Raw genomic sequence first — 17,389 nt, 5'->3', positions numbered from 1 at the left:
ACCTTGTATGTAGGCCATAATGAAAAATGCTCCGCATTTTTCGATACGGAGCATTCTCTTAAGGGGCTGGACAGATTGCTAGGTTTTCACACTGTCTGTTGCAGAACCATTTCATACTCAAATTGAAATCACCTAGCAAGCAAAGATTCGAAGCTTGCATTTAGGTCACCTGAGATAAGGGGATTCACTTCATCGTCGGCATAGAGAACTCTACACCCTCGCGGATGCCCGAAGATGGCCAGCGCTGAGTGACCGTTTTACGCTTGCTATAGAAACGAACGGCATCCGGGCCGTAGGCATGCAGGTCGCCAAAGAGCGAGCGCTTCCAGCCACCAAAGCTGTGATACGCGACAGGTACTGGGAGCGGTACGTTGACGCCGACCATGCCGACCTTGATGTTGTCCGAGAAGTATCGGGCTGCTTCACCATCGCGAGTGAAGATGCAGGTGCCATTACCGTATTCATGAGCATCGATCAGTTGCATCGCCTCTTGCATACTCTGCGCGCGCACGATCAACAGTACCGGCCCAAAGATCTCCTCCTCGTAGCAGCGCATGCCGGGTTTGACTTGATCGATCAATGTCCCCCCAACAAAAAAACCGTTCTCGCAAGCTGGAACCTGAATGTTTCGACCATCCACTACGACCTCCGCGCCCTCCTCTTCTGCACTGTCGATGTATCCGATCACTTTTTGCTGATGTTGGCGAGTGATCAGCGGGCCAAAGTCGTTGCTCTTGTCTTGATAGGCGCCGACCTTGAGACGGGTCATTGCTTCGCGCATTTTGCTGATCAAGGCATCGGCTGTTGCATCACCTACTGTGACCGCTACAGACAGAGCCATGCATCGTTCCCCTGATGATCCAAATGCAGCCCCCACCAACTGGTTGACCGCATTATCGATGTCCGCATCTGGCATGACGATGGCGTGGTTTTTTGCTCCACCCAATGCTTGGCAACGTTTGCCATTTGCCGCAGCCGTCCGGTAGATGTACTCAGCGATTGGTGTCGAGCCTACAAAACTTACCGCCTGAACACGATGGTCGTGGAGCAAGGTATCAACGGCCTCCTTGTCACCATTAACCACGCTCATGACGCCATTCGGCAAACCAGCTTCCTGCAGCAGTTGGGCGATGAACAGGGTCGAACTTGGATCGCGCTCGGAGGGCTTCAGGATGAAGCAGTTACCGCAGGCAATCGCCATAGGAAACATCCACAGCGGCACCATCGCAGGGAAGTTGAATGGCGTGATTCCAGCAACTACACCCAGCGGTTGGAACTCACTCCAAGAATCGATATTAGGGCCAACATTTTTGCTGTGGTCCCCCTTGAGCAACTCGGGCACACCACACGCATATTCAACATTTTCGATGCCCCGCTGAAGCTCGCCCATGGCATCGTGGACTATCTTTCCGTGCTCTTCACCAATCATTTGGCAGATACGTTCGGCATTCTGCTCAAGCAGTTCTTTGAAGCGAAACATCACCCGCGCGCGCTTGATAGGTGGTGTGTTGCGCCACTCAGGAAAAGCCGCTTCAGCGGCAGCAATGGCTTTTTCGACCGTTAGTTTCGAGGCCAGCGCAACCTGTTTGGTGACTTCGCCCGTCGCAGGATTGAACACGTCCTGAGTGCGCTCAGTGTCAGTGACAATCTGGCCGTTGATCAGATGACCTACAGTAATCATGTGAGTGTTCCTTATTTTATGTACGCGGCAGTTACCGCTGAAGTGATGAAGAGGCGTGGTTATCGTTTTGGCTACCAGAGGTTTCGGTAGAGCTCGATCATCTCGTCGACCGAAGGCACCCGAGGATTGTTGCCCGGTGAACCGGATGCGAGGGCTTGCTCAGCCATAATTGGCATCAGTTCGAAGAAGCGTGCGCGACTGATGCCAAAGCCTTCAGGTGTAGGAACTTGCAGCTCGTCATTGAGGGCTTGCAGTTCGACGAGCAACTTAGCGTTGGCGCTATCGTCGCTGTCCTCAACGGTCGCAACACCAATGGCCCGTGCACAATCGGCGTAACGTTTTGGGGCGCCTGGGATGGAGAAAGCTGTTACGCCTGGCAGCAGCATCGCGTTGGAAAGTCCGTGTGGCACATGGAAAAAAGCTCCAATCGGGCGGCTCATACCATGCACCAGGGCAACCGAGGCTGCCGAAAACGCAACGCCGGCCAAAGTAGATCCCAGCATCAGCGCCTCGCGCGCTGCAATGTCCTGGCCTGCGTGATAGGCCCGGCGCAAGTTCGGGCCAATCAGGCGCATCGCGGCCAGCGCCTGACTGTCACTGTAGAGGTTGGCTTTGAGGCTGACATAGGCCTCAATGGCGTGGGTTAGTGCATCGATACCGGTATCCGCCGTGACACGAGCTGGCAGGGAGAGCGTCAGGGTGTAGTCGACCAATGCCGCCACAGGCATAAACCCGATGCCTACGCAGAGCATTTTTTCGTCGTTCTGTTCATCAGTAATGATGGTGAAACGGGTAACTTCCGAACCGGTACCAGCTGTGGTCGGTACTGCAATGATCGGCAAGCCTTGCTCGCTCACCTGCCGTGGAAATTTATAGTCACGCATCTCGCCACCGAACTTGGCGAGAATACCAATGGCTTTGGCACTGTCGATTGGACTGCCACCACCCAATGCAATGATGCTGTCATAGTCGCCCGATCTAGCATGTTCAACACCGGCACGAATCGAATCGACCGTGGGCTCAGGAACAGTGTCGGCGAAAACGTCGGCGCTCAAACCTTTGCTTGCAAGTACATCCTGGATACGACCGGCGTAACCGAGTTGCACCATCATTTTGTCAGTGATGATCAATGGTCGATGGCAACCCAGGCTAGCGAGCACATCTGGAATGGCCTCGCTGGCCTTGGCGCCCACCTGCAGGATGCGCGGCAGAACTATTTGATTCGACATGTTGCCTCCGAAAGTTTCCCTGTGGGGGCGTCGACTCCAGGAGAGTGCCGCCCCCTATTTTTCTTGTGATGGAAGTCGCCGAGGTAGATGGGCATTTGTGAAACTTCTTACCCTTAACCTCTGACGGGAATGTCAGCTGGGCAAATACTCTTGGCTCCAGCTGTCGCTGATAACGCTGCGGGTCATGAGAGCGTCAACTTCACTTTCGCTGTAACCGAGTTCACCCAAGACAGATCTGGTTGAAGCGCCAAATTTTTCTGCTGGTGAAAGGCTGCGGATCGCCGCATGGCGCGGGCGTATGGCAAAGGGATCGAGCTGAGTTACGCAGCGCCCACTCGGATGATCGGCATAGACACTGAACGAGTAGCTCCCGTTGTCCGTGCCCGGGTAGTTGTCAGCAGGTCGGCTGTAGCGATTGCGGAGATTGTCGATGTTATCCGGGACAGCAGCGGCGACTCCGGCTTCCTGCAAACGGCGTTGCCAGGTTTCTCCCGCCACCTTGGCCAGAGCTGCACTGAGGAAAGCCGCGTGGTCACCTGCCGCAGACAGGCCGTTCAAGCCTTGAACTGCATCCAGTCTGCCCAGATCCGCTGAATCTGCATCGAGGTATAGCCAACCGTCAGCCGTTCGATAGAAACGCGACAGATCGCTATAACCCAACACCTCACGACCCGCCGGCTCATCAAAAGGTGCGCGCCCCGAGTAGTCGTAACAGAAAGGAACTTGAACCAGGTTGCCCAAGGCAGCCAGTGACGTCCGAGCTCGGCTGACCTTGCCTGTTCTGGACTTTTGATACAACGCTGTGGCCACGCCAAGCGCAGCAGCGAAACCGCACATCACATCAATGGTGCCAACATGAGCATGTTCTTCCGGGGTCTGCATACCGCCACCAAACCGCAGCATGATGCCGGTCGTGGCCTGGATGAGATCGTCGTAACCCAAGTAGTCAGTTCTAGGGCCACGGCACGGGCCACCGAAGCAGTCCAACTGGCAGAAAATCACCTCAGGATTCACGGCCTTCAGGCTGGCCTCATCTAACCCTAAAGGCGCCAGTTGGCGATCAGGCGCATTCATGACAATGACATCCACTGACTTCACCAACCTGTCGAATACCTCACGCCCCTCATCTTGATTGAGGTCGACCAACACGCTTTGCTTACCGCGCGCCGAAGACATACCGAACACCACGGTGTTCCATGGATCGTAATTAGGCTTGGTGGGGTCAAGCTTGATGACATCCGCACCGAATCGCCCGAGGAATGAGGTCGAGTGCGGGCCGGCAATCACGTTGGTCAGGTCGAGGATACGAACACCGTCCAGCCATCCTTTTGAACACGGCTGATTTGCGACTGGCAACTCCTCGCGAGTGCCTTCACTCACGGTGGCCAATGCCTCCTCGATACTGACTTCTCGTCGTGAGAGCGGAGACAACATCAACTCTGCACTGTCTTCCAGCCAGGCTATAGCGCCGGGCTGTTTCATCAGCCCATATTGATAGTCAGTGACGTCGACCACTAAGCCTGCAGTGTTTGCATGCTCATCATGCAACCACTCTTGAGTTGAACGATGAGGAGCACCAGGAAACTGCCCTTCACCGAAGATTTTTTCCCATTGCGCAGCCGTCTTGGTCAGGAAGACTTCCTTCATGCGAGCCGAGATAACCTTCGCCCAGTGAGCTGGAAGCGGATAAACACCGAGTGAGGCATCACCTTCCCATTGCGCAAATGGCAGGTAAGGATCTTCAACTTTAGGAAGACCCGCAGCGAGCATTTCCTCGTACAAACCCATTGCCTGTAGGCAGCGTTTGGCATGCGAGCGATGGGAGGGGCAAACTGCGTAGAATTTGCGTCCGTCAGCACATTCATAGGTACGGTAGAAGGGGTCGAGGTACTCCTGCAAATCCTCATAACTGAGGTTCATCGGCAGGTTCTCGGCTCGTCGACGCTCAATCTCCTTTTCACGCAAGGTTTTGTAGCGCGCTGGATAGCCGTCGATCTTGATTGAGTTGTAAGAAAGTCCCTCCATGACCGCCGAAGCGAGCGGCACTTCGATCTCATCACCCATGCCAGTGCGTTGTCTGGATTGCAATGCCAGCACCACAGCCGAGACGGCGAGCATCGTGCCGTAAGCGGATGCGAGTGGCAGTGGAGAAAAGCTCGGATTAATGCCCATCAATACCCGATTTTGCCCCATATCAGTGAAAACCCCTGAGGCTGAAGCGATAATTGCCTCAGTGGCACGCCATTGGCTTCGGAGTTCATCATTGGTTGCAAAACCTGGAATGGACAAGGTGATCAGTTGCGGGTGTTCACGACGCAACTCGGAAAAATCCAGTCCCAGGTTTTTCATCACGCCAGGACGGAAGTTCTCAATCACGATGTCAGCTTTAGCGATCATCTGCCTCGCGTGGTGCAAACCCTCAGTAGACTTCAAGTCCAAGCGCAAGCACTGCTTGTTTCGGTTGAGGACGGCATTCGCCGGGCTATCCCAGAGCGGGCCAGCGGGTGGATCAATATGAATGACCGTGGCCCCGAGATCACCCAGTATCATCGCGACAGCGGGGCCGGCAATGTATTGGCCAAAATCGATAACGTTCACACCGCAAAGGGGTAGCTGACTGAGGTTTGTCATGTTTCACCCATTATTTTTATTGTCCTGCTTCTTCAAGCTTTCACGCAGGGTTTAGGTTTTCAGAAGCCGTCTGCAGAGGCTCAAAGCGTTTCAGGCTTGGCCCATTGAGTGGCGATCTGGGAGTTACTTTCGAGAAAAGTTGGGGACTGCGAAAGCAATAAAAAAAAACCCTATGGGTTCATTTTTTTTATGCGATAGGAGTAGGATTTATGGATTGCCGCTACAAGACGTACGCTGGCTCGCCCCATAGCCAGGCACTTTTCCTCAGAGAATTTTGAGCCATGAAGAAGCGACTACCTCCGCTCAACTGGTTGCGCGCGTTCGAGTCAGCCGCTCGTCACCTAAGCTTTACGGAGGCGGCTGTAGAACTAAGTCTCACTCAGGCAGCCGTCAGCCAGCAGATCAAAGCACTGGAATCGCAGCTCGGCGCAGCTCTGTTTAAGCGTCTACCTAGAGGTTTGGAACTGACGGAGCCTGGCTTAGCCTTTCTACCCGTCGTCCATGAATCGGTGGAGCGTCTTGCAGCGGCGACCGATGAGATATTCGGTCAAGGGCACCGGAAGGTGCTCACAGTGCGCAGCAGTCTGGTTTTCTTTACTCATTGGCTTTCGGGTCGTCTGCCGCGATTTCGCGAGCAGCATCCAGATGTCAATTTGCGCATCACCAGCAACATCTGGATGGGCGAAACCGATCTCGAATCTGATCTGGAAATTCGATATGGCAGCGGTAAATGGACTGGCCTGAAGAGTGAACGGCTGACCTGGGATTTGCTTTTCCCTGTGTGCGCCCCTGATTTGCCCACAACGCAAAAGCCCTTGAAAACCCCAAGAGACCTTCGTCACCACGAACTTCTGCATGTCTTGGGTTATGAGGAGGGATGGGGCTATTGGTTGAAAAAGGCCAAGGCCGACGACGTTGACTCATCTCAAGGACTGCAGTTCGACACGCTTATTTCCGCACTGAAAATGGCGGAGCTGGGTCAAGGAGTTGCCTTGGCGCGATCTTCGCTCGTCGAGCAGTATCTTGAATCAGGACAACTCATCGCCCCTTTGACCGCAAAATTTAAAACCTCAGAAGCGTTTTACTTAGTGTATTCCCCGCACAAAATCGTCAATCCCCAAGCGGCAGCTTTCGCAAGTTGGCTGATGGAAGAAGCGTACGCCGCGCGTAGCGAAGAATGAGGAAGTGATTTTTGAATCCGTGAATGCCTGAAGCCCTTCACTTTAGACACCAATAGATAATTTTTGTGTTGCACCCATAAAAAAAATCGCCCCATTGGGTTTTTTTTTATTGCTTTTACCTTCCGATTTTTTTGCCGAGAGTAAAGCCCTGATCGTCTCTTCGGTTGCTCACGCACTCCGTGCGAAGAGCTTGTGACGGTTTCCCACAAAAATAAAAACGAGGGGTCTCACGCATGAAAAGCGCAACGTTTCTTTTGCTAACCGGCATAGTGTCCTGCAGTGCTTACGCAGAAAACACTCTCACGGTTGTGTCCTACGGCGGCAACCTAACAAACGCCCAGATCCAAGCCGCACACAAACCCTTCACTGCCGCCACTGGTACCCGGGTGATTTCGGAGGACTATTCCGGGGGCATCGCGCAAATCAAGACTCAGGTAGACAGCAAAAAGGTCACTTGGGACGTAGTCGATGCTGAAATACCGAACGTCATTCGTGCCTGTAACAACGGCCTGCTTGAACGAATTGACCCAGCCACCCTGGCACCTGCACCGGATGGAACACCTGCTGCAAAGGATTTTCTGCCAGGGGCCCTGACGGAATGCGGCGTGGCGAGTTATGTCTGGTCGACAGTCATGGCCTACAACACCAAAGCCTTCAAGGGCGAACAGCCCCATACCCTGAAAGACTTTTTCGACACCAAGCGCTTCCCAGGCAAGCGAGCACTGCGTAAAGCACCTCAAGTCAATCTTGAATGGGCGCTGATGGCCGACGGCGTGCCCCGTGAAAAGGTGTACGAAATGCTGGGGACTGAAGATGGCCTGGATCGAGCTTTTGCCAAGCTCGACACAATCAAAAAGGACACCATCTGGTGGGAAGCCGGGGCACAAGCGCCGCAACTGCTAGCCGATGGCGAGGTCAGCATGATCTCAGCTTATAGCGGACGTATCGTGATTGCGCAGCAGAAAGAGCAGCAGCCATTCAAAATCGTGTGGGATGGTCAGATGTACGACATGGAGGCTTGGGTAGTGCCTGCCGGCAACCCGAAAAAAGATCAGGCGATGGATTTTTTGAAGTTTGCCACTCAGAGCTCGGTACTGGCTGACCAAAGTAACTATATCGCCTACGGCCCTACACGACTCTCGGCGCAAGCCCTGGTAGACCCGAAGGTCAAACCCAACTTGCCAACTAGCCCTGAAAACTTTGCCAGCGCACTCCAGGTGGACTCCCAGTGGTGGGGAGACCATGCAGACGAATTGAATGAGCGCTTCAACGCTTGGCTGTCCAAGTAACCAAAAACTCAACCACAACCTTGCCGCAGCACACCTGACACACCCCTTTGGCGGGCCCGGGCGACTTTTCGTGCCCGGCTCCTCTACAGCACCAATAACAAGAGATATCTCCCATGCGTACTGAATCATTCGTTAGCTTTCGAAATGTGCAGAAGAGTTATGACGGCGAACATCTGGTCGTCAAAAACTTCAACCTCGAAATCGAACAGGGTGAGTTCGTCACCATGCTTGGCCCTTCGGGTTCCGGCAAGACGACATGTTTGATGATGTTGGCAGGGTTCGAGACCGTGACTCATGGGCAAATTTGCATTGATGAAAAACCGGTAAATGATATAGCTCCGCAAAAGCGCGGTATCGGCATGGTGTTTCAGAACTATGCCCTTTTCCCTCACATGACCATTGAAGAAAACCTCGCCTTCCCACTGAAAGTGCGCAAATTGTCCCGGCAAGACATCGAAGACCGGGTGCGTAAATCACTTGACCTGGTGGCCTTGGGACAATTCGCAAAGCGAATGCCGGCTCAGCTGTCTGGCGGTCAGAAACAGCGTGTTGCACTGGCCCGCGCATTAATCTTCGAGCCACGTTTGGTGCTGATGGATGAACCGCTTGGAGCGCTGGACAAACAGCTTCGTGAACAGATGCAATATGAAATAAAGCGTCTGTCAAAACAGCTCGGCATCACAGTTGTGTACGTTACTCACGATCAGACTGAAGCCCTTACGATGTCGGATCGCATCGCAGTCTTTAACGATGGAATTGTCCAGCAACTGGCCAATCCGTCCGACCTTTACGAAAAACCGCAGACCGCATTTGTCGCGAGTTTCATCGGCGAGAACAACCGGCTGATGGGGCAGATTATCGAGCGCCAGGAACGTTACTGCCAGGTGCGTGTTGGTGAGCATCTCGTCAAGGCGCTGGCCGTCAATATCCAACCTGTAAGCTCGACCACCACACTGTCGATTCGTCCTGAGCGCGTGCAGATTGGCGCACGTCCAGGTGAGTACGACAACCATATGCCGGCCCGCATTGAGGAGATCATTTATCACGGTGATCACTTGCGAGCGCGCTTGAAACTGGCAGGCAACGACGAGTTCATCGTCAAGATGGTCAACACCGCAGGACACGCTGCTCCCCAAGCCGGTACTTGCATCGATGTGGGTTGGTCAGCCGACGACTGTCGGGCGCTGGACGCCTGAAGCCCTACAACGACTTTACTGTTTTGCCGGAGCACCCAGATGAACAACTCATATACCGTCAGCCCCATATTAGAGACCGTCAGCGAGCCCCTACCTCAAGGAAACCTGAAGTCCAGCCTTGACCGGGCAGAACGTCTAAACAAGACCAAATCACTGCTATTGGTCGTCCCATTGCTGGCATTCATTACGGTATTTTTCTTGCTGCCTATTGGCGCGATGTTGCTGCGCAGCATCCAGAACCCGACCCTTTCCACGGCGATGCCACAGACCGCAGCCGCATTAGCCAACTGGGAGGGCACAGCCTTGCCAGACGAGCAGTTGTTCGCCACCGTGGGTCATGAAATCCTCGCCCTGCAAGAGGCCCGACAATTGGACAGTGTCGGCTCCGATCTCAATAGGGTGATGGTTGACGCCAAGAGCCTGATGGCCCGCACTGCACGTGGCCTGGCCAGCAAGGTCGTCGTGCCAGGTGCGTTTAACACCACAATGACCGGCATCGACAAGCGCTGGGGGCAGATCGGCACCTGGATGCAGTTGAAGAAAATGGCGCCAGCCTACTCCGCAACTAACTATCTCGCGGCCCTGGACTTGCGTTATGACGACCAAGGTAAGGTCGTTCAACAACCTGAGAGCCGACGCATCTACGTCAGCATTCTGATCAAGACCTTGATGGTTGCACTAGGTATCACGGCGTTGTGCATGATCCTGGGTTATCCGCTGGCCTACATGCTCGCCACCCTTCCAGCAAAAACCAGCAACCTGTTGATGGTCATGGTGCTATTGCCGTTCTGGACATCACTTCTGGTACGCACCAGCGCCTGGATGGTGATCTTGCAATCCAACGGTGTGCTGAACAGCACGTTGAACAGCATGGGATTGATCAACCAGCCACTCGAACTCATGTACAACATGTTCGGAACGGTCATTGCTATGACCCACATCCTTCTGCCTTTCATGGTGCTGCCGATGTTCAGCGTCATGAAAAGCATCGACACAACCTATACCCGTGCAGCGCACTCCATGGGCGCCAGTTCGTTCCGCACTTTTGTGCAGATCTATTTTCCCTTGTCTCTGCCTGGATTGAGCGCTGGAGGCATCCTGGTGTTCATTCTGGCGACGGGGTACTACATCACTCCGGCGTTGGTGGGTGGGCGTACCGGACAAGTCATCAGCAATTTCATTGCTTACCACATGCAGACCTCCCTGAACTGGGGACTGGCCGCCGCCATCGCGTCCATCCTCCTGATGATTGTCCTGGTGCTGTACTGGATTTATGACCGGGTCGTGGGCATCAACAATATGAAACTGGGGTAATCGAAATGAGTCTTCCAAGCTATACCAGCCCGATGGGCAGAGTCTGGTTCTTCAGCGTTCGAAGCTTTGCGGTATTGGTGCTGTTGTTTCTGATTTTGCCAATATTGGTAGTGGTGCCTTTGTCATTTAACGTCGAGCCCTACTTCAGCTTTACCAGCGGCATGCTCAGCCTTGATCCAGCGGCCTTTTCAATGCGTTGGTACCACATGCTTCTCGAGGATCCACTGTGGGTGCTGTCGTTCAAGAACAGTCTGCTGATCGCCTTCTGCGCAACGGTGATTTCAACGGCACTCGGGACGTTGGCAGCACTCGGCTTGTGCCGCGCTAATCTGCCGTGCAAGGGACTGCTGATGGGCACCCTGATTTCGCCGATGATCGTACCGGTGATCATCTCTTCTGCCGGCATGTACTTTTTCTACAGCGCACTGGGCATCGGGCAAAACCACCTTGGCATCATTCTGGGCCATGCGGTACTCGGTACGCCATTCGTCATCATCACAGTGACGGCGACATTAGTTGGTTTCGACCATTCGTTGACCAGAGCAGCGACAAGCCTCGGAGCTTCTTCCACATATACATTTTTCCGCGTGACCTTCCCAATTATTCGTCCAGGGATCATGTCCGGCGCGCTCTTTGCGATGGTGACCTCATTCGATGAGGCGGTGCTGGTGCAATTTCTTGGCGGGGTTGAGCAACGCACCATACCGCGCCAGATGTGGTCAGGCATGCGCGAACAGATCAGCCCAACCATCCTGGCGGCGGCCACATTACTGATTCTCGGCTCGGTGGCATTGCTGGTCGCTGTTGAACTCATGCGTCGACGCTCGTTGCGCTTACGAGGCATCAAAGAGTAACGAGCGTAGTTCCTGAGGCCCGTGAGACGCACACTTTTATAAAGATGCGTCAAAAAAGAAACCGGGCAGAGGTTAGGCAATCTCTGCTTCGGTTTATCTACTCCAACCTCCTAGGCAACCGTCATGGCAGTTATGAAATTGACTTTGTAGACGATCAGTCTAATATACTTAGCCATGATCAAATCCTCGCAAACTCCTCGCCGTGGCCGTCCGCCCAAGGTATCCCGACAGAATCCGGATACCCGTGACGCACTAATTCGCTGCGGGACAGAAATTCTAACTGAGCAGGGCTTCATGGCCACCGGCATCGACGGCGTACTGAAGACGGTCGGTGTTCCAAAAGGCTCCTTCTACCACTACTTCGATAGCAAGGAAGATTTTGGACGGGCCGTGATGGACAACTACGCAGCTTACTTCGCCAACAAGCTCAAACGCTGGTTTCTCGATGACTCAATGACTCCTCTGCAGCGTGTTCTAGCCTTCGTCGAGGACGCGAAAGGAGGGATGGAGAAATACCAGTTCAGACGCGGCTGCCTGGTAGGTAACCTTAGCCAGGAAGTAACCATCCTTCCCGCAGGTTTCCGTGAGCATCTAGATGCCACCCTATTCAGTTGGCAGCAACAATTGGCCACTTGTCTAAGAGAGGCACAGGATGCTGGCGAACTCGCCAGACATGTTGATTGCGCAGAACTCGCTGCGTACTTTTGGATTGGTTGGGAAGGTGCGGTGCTCAGAGCACGGCTGGTGAAAAGCACAGCCCCTTTAAATACGTTCATCAACGGATTCATGGCCGGATTACCGCGTTAATTTTTTTTGGCCTTTTATAGACGATCGGTCTAATTGAGGAAAACCTTATGTTCCATGGCATTCTGATTGAAAAAAATGACACTAGCAGTCTCGTAAAATTAGCCAGCTTGGACGAAGCACAACTGCCTGCCGGTAATGTGACGGTTCGTGTTGCTTATAGCACCCTCAACTACAAAGACGCACTGGCGATAACGGGACAAGGCCCGGTTGTACGCAAGTTTCCGATGGTGCCTGGTATCGACCTGGTGGGGACGGTTGAGGAAAGTAGCCATCCTGACTTCAAGGTCGGTGACAATGTGCTGCTTAATGGATGGGGCGTGGGTGAAGCGCACTGGGGTGGCCTAGCTCAAAAGGCTAGAGTCAATGGTGACTGGCTTATTCCACTGCCTCGCGGGTTCACCGCGCAACAAACCATGGCAATTGGCACAGCAGGTTATACGGCGATGCTCTCGGTGCTCGCTTTGGAGCGTAACGGCGTGACACCGGATACGGGCGAAGTATTGGTGACAGGAGCCAATGGTGGCGTTGGCAGTTTCGCTATCGCCCTCCTCGCTGGCTTGGGCTACACCGTAGTGGCTTCAACTGGTCGTCTTGAAGAATCTGATTACCTAAAGAGGCTTGGCGCCTCGGAGATCATTGATCGCTCAGTCTTAAGCGGGCAAGGTCGCCCACTTGCCAAAGAACGATGGGCAGGCGCGATTGATTCGGTTGGTAGCCATACGCTGGCCAACGTATGTGCCAGCACCTGTTATGGAGGCACCGTTGCGGCATGCGGACTCGCGCAAGGGATGGACTTACCTGCCAGCGTTGCCCCCTTCATTTTGCGTGGGGTGACACTGGCTGGTATCGACAGCGTGATGCGTCCGCGAAGAGATCGGATCGCAGCTTGGGATCGTCTGGTACGAGATCTTGATATCTCTATCTTAAAAGAAGTAACGCGAGAGATTGGTTTGGACGCGGTTGTTCAGACGGCAAAGCAACTGCTCGCCGGCCAAGTACGCGGACGGGTTGTGGTTAACGTCAATAATTGATTGCATCGTCTCAGGCACCATTGCCTTTCACTTGGGCCTAATGTCTACCAGTCTCCGCGAACAAAAAGGGCCCCTCGTAGGGCCCTTTTTTCTTCTACTAAAACCAAATTCACTTGGTAAGTCTGGACTCGACGGTTTCAGTGCTTTTCAGCTTCCGATGATTCAAATTACGAGAGATATCGCCCCGTTTCCCTAGCATCTCGGGGCGTACGGTGGGTGATCAAACTTGAGAAATGTCCAATCAGCTCGTGCCTTCACCGCCTGGACCGTACACTGAAGGTCGCTGAAGACCAACCTGGTCCACGTCAGAAATCGCCAGTCGCGATCGCCCACGCACCCGCTGCGACTGGGGGCAAAATTGGGGGCATCACCTCTATTCTTGTCGCTGAAATACCCACCCTAGAGCCCAGTCAAAATGTTCTTTGGGGACCCTGAGAGTCTTTGATTCAAGCCGTCGCACACTTAAACGCTGGATGACCGGGCACTCACAACGGCCCGCAAAAGAGCTGCAGGCACTGCCGCTGAGCCAGATGGGGTGGCGACCAGCAAGGTACGCCAACCCGCAAGGTCATATGACAGCACCTGCCACACCAGCCACAGCCACAGCCACAGCCACAGGTAGCTGAGTTGGAACACCACCCAGGTCAATCCTGGCTATCCAAGGCGGTCAAGCATGGCGATTATCCGTACCGTCCATGATACGACGGGCTTTGGCGACCGTGTCTGCGGCCAGGCGTCCTTGCTCCACCAGTGCCTGCAGAGCCGTCAGGCAGATCGCCTGGCTGTCCACCTCGAAGTAACGCCGCAGGGCGCGCCGGGGGTGTCTGAACAGCCGAAGCCATCCGTGCCCAGCACCTTGAACGGCGCACTGACATAGGGAGCGATGAGTTGCGCATAGGCCCTGACATAGTCCGTCGCCGCCACGACCGGCGCGGACCCGCCCAGGCATTGCTCGACATGTCCCAGTGTCGTCTGCGCACCCGCCAGACGCGCGTGTTGGGCAGACCTGGCATCGCGTTCAAGCTCGCTGAAACTGGTGACACTCCAGACCTGCACCGTCACGCCCCATTGCTCGCGCAGCCGGTTCGCCGCCGCCAGCACTTCATTGAGGATCGCGCCGCTTCCAAGCAGGCGCACCAACGGCGCGTCCGACCCGGCGTCCAGTGTATCGAGCAGGTACATGCCCTTGATCACACACGAACGGGGCCAGGACCAGCACGCCTACCACCATCTGGATCAGCACGATCAGGTGCGCGGGCAGGTCCTTGAGGCGCTTGGTGATCGCCGCCGCCACGGCGTAGAAAAAGGCCGAAGCCAGGGCCAGGCAGACGCCGAGCAAGTAGTCGGCGCCGGTGGCCTGCCCACTGCCCTTGGCGGACACGAACAGCATCAGCCCGGCGAAGGCCAACAGCAGCCAGCCAACCTTGGCGGCGCTGAGGCGTTCAGCGAAAAACAGCACACCCAGACCGACCAGCATGAACGGCTGAACGTGGTAGACCACCGTGGCAATGGCGATAGAGGAATGTTTGTAGGCACTGAACAGCCTTCAGCGCCCGTAGTGCGCCCCGGTAACGATAGTGACGCTGTGCGGTTCATGCCGCTTCCAGCGCACCGATTCTTTCATGCACCTCGCCTACCCGCGCTAGCAATTTGTACATGTTCCTCTCCTTGAGTCGGTTTGCGTATGGGAAATCAATGCCCCTTGAATTCGAGCTCCAGACGCGGCGTACCGGCCTTCAGGGCCTTGATGGCCGAAGCAAGCCCGTTCTTCACGTCTTCTGTCTCGAACAAGGGCATGGCAATGTTGAACATCACATCGTCGGCCGCTTGGACACCGCCGTTGGCCCAGGCTCGCAGCAAGGCTTTGTGAGCTGCGTGGGCGCGTGTGGGGCCATGCACAAACTTCGCGGCGAACGCATGCGCCGTTGCAAACAGTTCGGCATCGGCGACGACGCGGTTGATTACGCCGAAGCGCTCCATCGTCGCGGCGGGGACACGCTCGGAAGTCAGCGCCCATTCCATGGCTCGTACGCGTCCTGCACGTTCGGCGACGCGGTAGATGCCGCCCAACAGGGTCACTAAGGCAAGCGACTGTTCCGGATGGCAGAATGTTGCGCTTTCGGCGGCAAAGATTACATCGGCACGCAACGCCAGTTCGAAACCACCGCCGGCGCACAAGCCTTGCACCACGGCGATGACAGGCAGGGTCAGACGTTCGAAGCGATTGAAGACGTCCATGTAACCCTCGAAGCGTGCACGCAACTGGCGGGGGGGGTCATCGGGCCAGGACATGATGTCGCCGCCAAAGCTGAAGCTCTCGCCTTCGGCGCGCACCAGCACGACGCGTGCGTCACTGCGTTCGATCGCGCTGACTGCCGTAGCCAGTTCGTCAACCATCTGGTCGTCGATGCGGTTTTGCGGCGAGCGATCAAGAATGATCGTTGCTATGCCGTTCTCGATGGTATGGGTGAGATGAGACATGTCGGGCTCCTGCGTGGTCGCTAGTTGAGGTTAGAAGAGGTGTTCCTTGAACCAGTCCAGCGCGGCGGTACTTGATTGATCGAATCTGGTGATGTACGGATCGAAGTGGCCGCCGGGAATCGTCACGAGGCGCTTTGGCTCAACGGCACGCTCATAGGCGGCCAGCTCAAGATCGGTCAGCGTGATCGTGTCCTGCAGCGCGACGATCATCAGCAGCGGCGTGGGGGACACGCGCGCAATCCACGTGCCCGGTTCGTACATGCGCGCAGCGCGCGTCGAGCGCACCGTGACGCTGTTCTCCCAGGCGCCGTCGGGTACGGGCTGCAGATAGAACTCGATGGCTTCCTTGGTGCGGTACGAAGCAGGGACGGCCGGATCGGCGCTGACGATTGCCTGCCTACGCGGCGGCTCGCCGCGTGCTTGCGCGCGCTCGTCCGCCGTGAAGGCATCCTCGATGGCGGCGACAGCATCTGGCGGAATGCGGCGCAGTCCTTGCTCGAAGCCGCTGATCGTCGGCACCTGCGCGACGACCGCACGCAAGCGGCGTTCGGTTGCGCCAAGCACGAGTGCGTGACCGCCGGAATAGCTCGTGCCCCATAAGCCGATGCGCTTCGCGTCGACGGCGTCCTGGTCTTCGAGGAAGCTGATCGCGCGCCGCCAATCGGCGATCTGACACCATGGGTCGATATCCTGGCGCGGCGTGCCTTCGCTGGCGCCGAAGTTGCGGTGATCGTGCAGGAGGACGACAAAGCCGTTGGAGGCAAATTTCTCAGCGAATGGCTCCAGGCCGTGCTCCTTCACGCCGGCATAACCATGCGCCATCGTGATGGCAGGATAGGGGGCGGTGCCGCCGGTGGGAATATAGAGCCAGCCGCGCAGCGTGACGCCGCCCTCGGCTTCGAACGCGATATCGGTACGTCGAAACATGGAAGTTCTCCTTGTAGAAAGAGGTCAGGCGGCGCCGTAAACCCTATGCGCAGTGGCAGTTCATGCCTTCCACCCTTGCCTCGGTCACTCGATGCCAGGTCAATTGCCTGGTCGCTCAAGCGTGAAGAGCTGCTCCGCGCCGATTTCGAAGTAGTCGGCCGGCCCACCTCCGCGCAGGATCGGGCGCGCATGCGCAGTCTGATACACGCCGTCTTTGATCAGTTGCTGATCAATGTGGATCGCTACTACTTCGCCCAACACCAGCCACGCCGGCAGCGCAGCACCGCCTTGCGCCTCAAGCTGCACGATCTGGGTGACCACGCACTCGAACTGCACCGGGCTAGCCGCAACGCGCGATGGCCGTACTTTTACGGAGGGCAGCGTCTCCAACTTGGCCAACTCGAATTCATCGACGTCCGCTGGCGCCATCGCCGCAGAGGCGTTCATCGCCTCGGCGAGTTCTCGCGTCGCCAGATTCCATACGAACTCGCCGGTCGCACGCGCATTGGCGAGCGAGTCCTTCGCGCCAAGCGAGCAAAAGCCGATAATCGGCGGCTTGTAGCTGAATAGGTTAAAAAAGCTGTAGGGAGCAAGGTTACGTACGCCGTCGTTGGAGACAGTACTGATCCAGCCGATCGGGCGCGGAGCGACGATGGCGTTGAGCGGATCGTGCCGCAGGGAATGTCCCTGTGCCGGTTCGTAGAAATGCCAATCGGTCATAGCTTACCTCTTTGGGGACGAGCGCAAGAGCTGCCGCCTACAGTGCCT

General features: G+C 55.7%; 15 protein-coding genes. 7 read left to right on the top strand and 8 right to left on the bottom strand.

Annotation, left to right across the window (positions count from 1 at the left end):
* Positions 1–184 precede the first annotated feature (184 nt).
* The 3 genes from IB250_RS04050 to IB250_RS04040 all read right to left on the bottom strand — a co-directional run bounded on the left by IB250_RS04050 (position 185) and on the right by IB250_RS04040 (position 5,541).
* Complete coding sequence (locus tag IB250_RS04050) at positions 185–1,681, bottom strand: CoA-acylating methylmalonate-semialdehyde dehydrogenase (protein WP_192343079.1); 1,497 nt, start codon at positions 1,679–1,681, stop codon at positions 185–187.
* A gap of 71 nt (positions 1,682–1,752) precedes the next feature.
* Positions 1,753–2,910, bottom strand: a complete 1,158-nt coding sequence (locus IB250_RS04045; RefSeq protein WP_041983780.1) for an iron-containing alcohol dehydrogenase — start codon at positions 2,908–2,910, stop codon at positions 1,753–1,755.
* Between the two features lie 132 nt (positions 2,911–3,042).
* Positions 3,043–5,541, bottom strand: coding sequence for a CoA transferase (locus IB250_RS04040; RefSeq protein ID WP_192343078.1), 2,499 nt, complete (start codon positions 5,539–5,541; stop codon positions 3,043–3,045).
* Positions 5,542–5,822: 281 nt separating this feature from the next.
* Here IB250_RS04040 and gcvA point away from each other — a divergent pair, with 281 nt between their 5' ends.
* The 7 genes from gcvA to IB250_RS04005 all read left to right on the top strand — a co-directional run bounded on the left by gcvA (position 5,823) and on the right by IB250_RS04005 (position 13,213).
* Complete coding sequence (gcvA, locus tag IB250_RS04035; protein WP_192343077.1) at positions 5,823–6,722, top strand: transcriptional regulator GcvA; 900 nt, start codon at positions 5,823–5,825, stop codon at positions 6,720–6,722.
* A 233-nt stretch (positions 6,723–6,955) separates the two neighbouring features.
* The gene (locus IB250_RS04030) at positions 6,956–8,011 is read left to right on the top strand and encodes an ABC transporter substrate-binding protein (RefSeq protein WP_192343076.1); all 1,056 of its coding nucleotides are present in this window, start codon (positions 6,956–6,958) and stop codon (positions 8,009–8,011) included.
* Between the two features lie 113 nt (positions 8,012–8,124).
* The gene (locus IB250_RS04025; RefSeq protein WP_192343075.1) at positions 8,125–9,207 is read left to right on the top strand and encodes an ABC transporter ATP-binding protein; all 1,083 of its coding nucleotides are present in this window, start codon (positions 8,125–8,127) and stop codon (positions 9,205–9,207) included.
* A gap of 39 nt (positions 9,208–9,246) precedes the next feature.
* Complete coding sequence (locus IB250_RS04020; RefSeq protein ID WP_192343074.1) at positions 9,247–10,521, top strand: ABC transporter permease; 1,275 nt, start codon at positions 9,247–9,249, stop codon at positions 10,519–10,521.
* Positions 10,522–10,526: 5 nt separating this feature from the next.
* Positions 10,527–11,375: an ABC transporter permease gene (locus IB250_RS04015; protein ID WP_179053930.1), complete on the top strand. Its 849-nt coding sequence runs from the start codon at positions 10,527–10,529 to the stop codon at positions 11,373–11,375.
* A gap of 174 nt (positions 11,376–11,549) precedes the next feature.
* The gene (locus tag IB250_RS04010; RefSeq protein WP_192343073.1) at positions 11,550–12,182 is read left to right on the top strand and encodes a TetR/AcrR family transcriptional regulator; all 633 of its coding nucleotides are present in this window, start codon (positions 11,550–11,552) and stop codon (positions 12,180–12,182) included.
* A 47-nt stretch (positions 12,183–12,229) separates the two neighbouring features.
* Positions 12,230–13,213 carry an MDR family oxidoreductase gene (locus tag IB250_RS04005; protein ID WP_192343072.1) on the top strand — a complete coding sequence of 328 codons (984 nt, stop codon included), beginning with the start codon at positions 12,230–12,232 and terminating at the stop codon, positions 13,211–13,213.
* Between the two features lie 765 nt (positions 13,214–13,978).
* Here the strand turns inward: IB250_RS04005 and IB250_RS04000 are convergent.
* The 5 genes from IB250_RS04000 to IB250_RS03980 form a co-directional block, all read right to left on the bottom strand.
* Positions 13,979–14,395 carry a transketolase-like TK C-terminal-containing protein gene (locus IB250_RS04000; protein WP_225603257.1) on the bottom strand — a complete coding sequence of 139 codons (417 nt, stop codon included), beginning with the start codon at positions 14,393–14,395 and terminating at the stop codon, positions 13,979–13,981.
* Positions 14,316–14,690, bottom strand: a complete 375-nt coding sequence (locus IB250_RS03995; protein WP_225603256.1) for a hypothetical protein — start codon at positions 14,688–14,690, stop codon at positions 14,316–14,318. The genes IB250_RS04000 and IB250_RS03995 overlap by 80 nt, the downstream gene beginning before the upstream one ends.
* Before the next feature lie 215 nt (positions 14,691–14,905).
* On the bottom strand, positions 14,906–15,694 hold the full coding sequence (locus IB250_RS03990; RefSeq protein ID WP_192343071.1) for an enoyl-CoA hydratase/isomerase family protein: 789 nt from the start codon (positions 15,692–15,694) through the stop codon (positions 14,906–14,908).
* A gap of 30 nt (positions 15,695–15,724) precedes the next feature.
* Positions 15,725–16,621, bottom strand: a complete 897-nt coding sequence (locus IB250_RS03985) for an alpha/beta hydrolase (protein ID WP_192343070.1) — start codon at positions 16,619–16,621, stop codon at positions 15,725–15,727.
* Between the two features lie 99 nt (positions 16,622–16,720).
* Positions 16,721–17,341 carry a flavin reductase family protein gene (locus IB250_RS03980; protein ID WP_192343069.1) on the bottom strand — a complete coding sequence of 207 codons (621 nt, stop codon included), beginning with the start codon at positions 17,339–17,341 and terminating at the stop codon, positions 16,721–16,723.
* Positions 17,342–17,389 lie beyond the last annotated feature (48 nt).

The sequence above is a fragment of the Pseudomonas sp. PDM09 genome, from assembly GCF_014852305.1.
In the GTDB taxonomy this organism is placed as follows: Bacteria; Pseudomonadota; Gammaproteobacteria; order Pseudomonadales; family Pseudomonadaceae; genus Aquipseudomonas.
The sequence above is the reverse complement of the archived record's forward strand: the minus strand, read 5'-3'. Positions and strand labels throughout refer to the sequence as shown.

Excerpts from the sequence above, each read along its gene's own strand:
- IB250_RS04050 (WP_192343079.1), bottom strand. The coding sequence starts at position 1,681 with ATGATTACTGTAGGTCATCTGATCAACGGCCAGATTGTCACTGACACT.
- IB250_RS04045 (WP_041983780.1), bottom strand. The coding sequence starts at position 2,910 with ATGTCGAATCAAATAGTTCTGCCGCGCATCCTGCAGGTGGGCGCCAAG.
- IB250_RS04040 (WP_192343078.1), bottom strand. The coding sequence starts at position 5,541 with ATGACAAACCTCAGTCAGCTACCCCTTTGCGGTGTGAACGTTATCGAT.
- gcvA (WP_192343077.1), top strand. The coding sequence starts at position 5,823 with ATGAAGAAGCGACTACCTCCGCTCAACTGGTTGCGCGCGTTCGAGTCA.
- IB250_RS04030 (WP_192343076.1), top strand. The coding sequence starts at position 6,956 with ATGAAAAGCGCAACGTTTCTTTTGCTAACCGGCATAGTGTCCTGCAGT.
- IB250_RS04025 (WP_192343075.1), top strand. The coding sequence starts at position 8,125 with ATGCGTACTGAATCATTCGTTAGCTTTCGAAATGTGCAGAAGAGTTAT.
- IB250_RS04020 (WP_192343074.1), top strand. The coding sequence starts at position 9,247 with ATGAACAACTCATATACCGTCAGCCCCATATTAGAGACCGTCAGCGAG.
- IB250_RS04015 (WP_179053930.1), top strand. The coding sequence starts at position 10,527 with ATGAGTCTTCCAAGCTATACCAGCCCGATGGGCAGAGTCTGGTTCTTC.
- IB250_RS04010 (WP_192343073.1), top strand. The coding sequence starts at position 11,550 with ATGATCAAATCCTCGCAAACTCCTCGCCGTGGCCGTCCGCCCAAGGTA.
- IB250_RS04005 (WP_192343072.1), top strand. The coding sequence starts at position 12,230 with ATGTTCCATGGCATTCTGATTGAAAAAAATGACACTAGCAGTCTCGTA.
- IB250_RS04000 (WP_225603257.1), bottom strand. The coding sequence starts at position 14,395 with ATGTACCTGCTCGATACACTGGACGCCGGGTCGGACGCGCCGTTGGTG.
- IB250_RS03995 (WP_225603256.1), bottom strand. The coding sequence starts at position 14,690 with ATGCTGGTCGGTCTGGGTGTGCTGTTTTTCGCTGAACGCCTCAGCGCC.
- IB250_RS03990 (WP_192343071.1), bottom strand. The coding sequence starts at position 15,694 with ATGTCTCATCTCACCCATACCATCGAGAACGGCATAGCAACGATCATT.
- IB250_RS03985 (WP_192343070.1), bottom strand. The coding sequence starts at position 16,621 with ATGTTTCGACGTACCGATATCGCGTTCGAAGCCGAGGGCGGCGTCACG.
- IB250_RS03980 (WP_192343069.1), bottom strand. The coding sequence starts at position 17,341 with ATGACCGATTGGCATTTCTACGAACCGGCACAGGGACATTCCCTGCGG.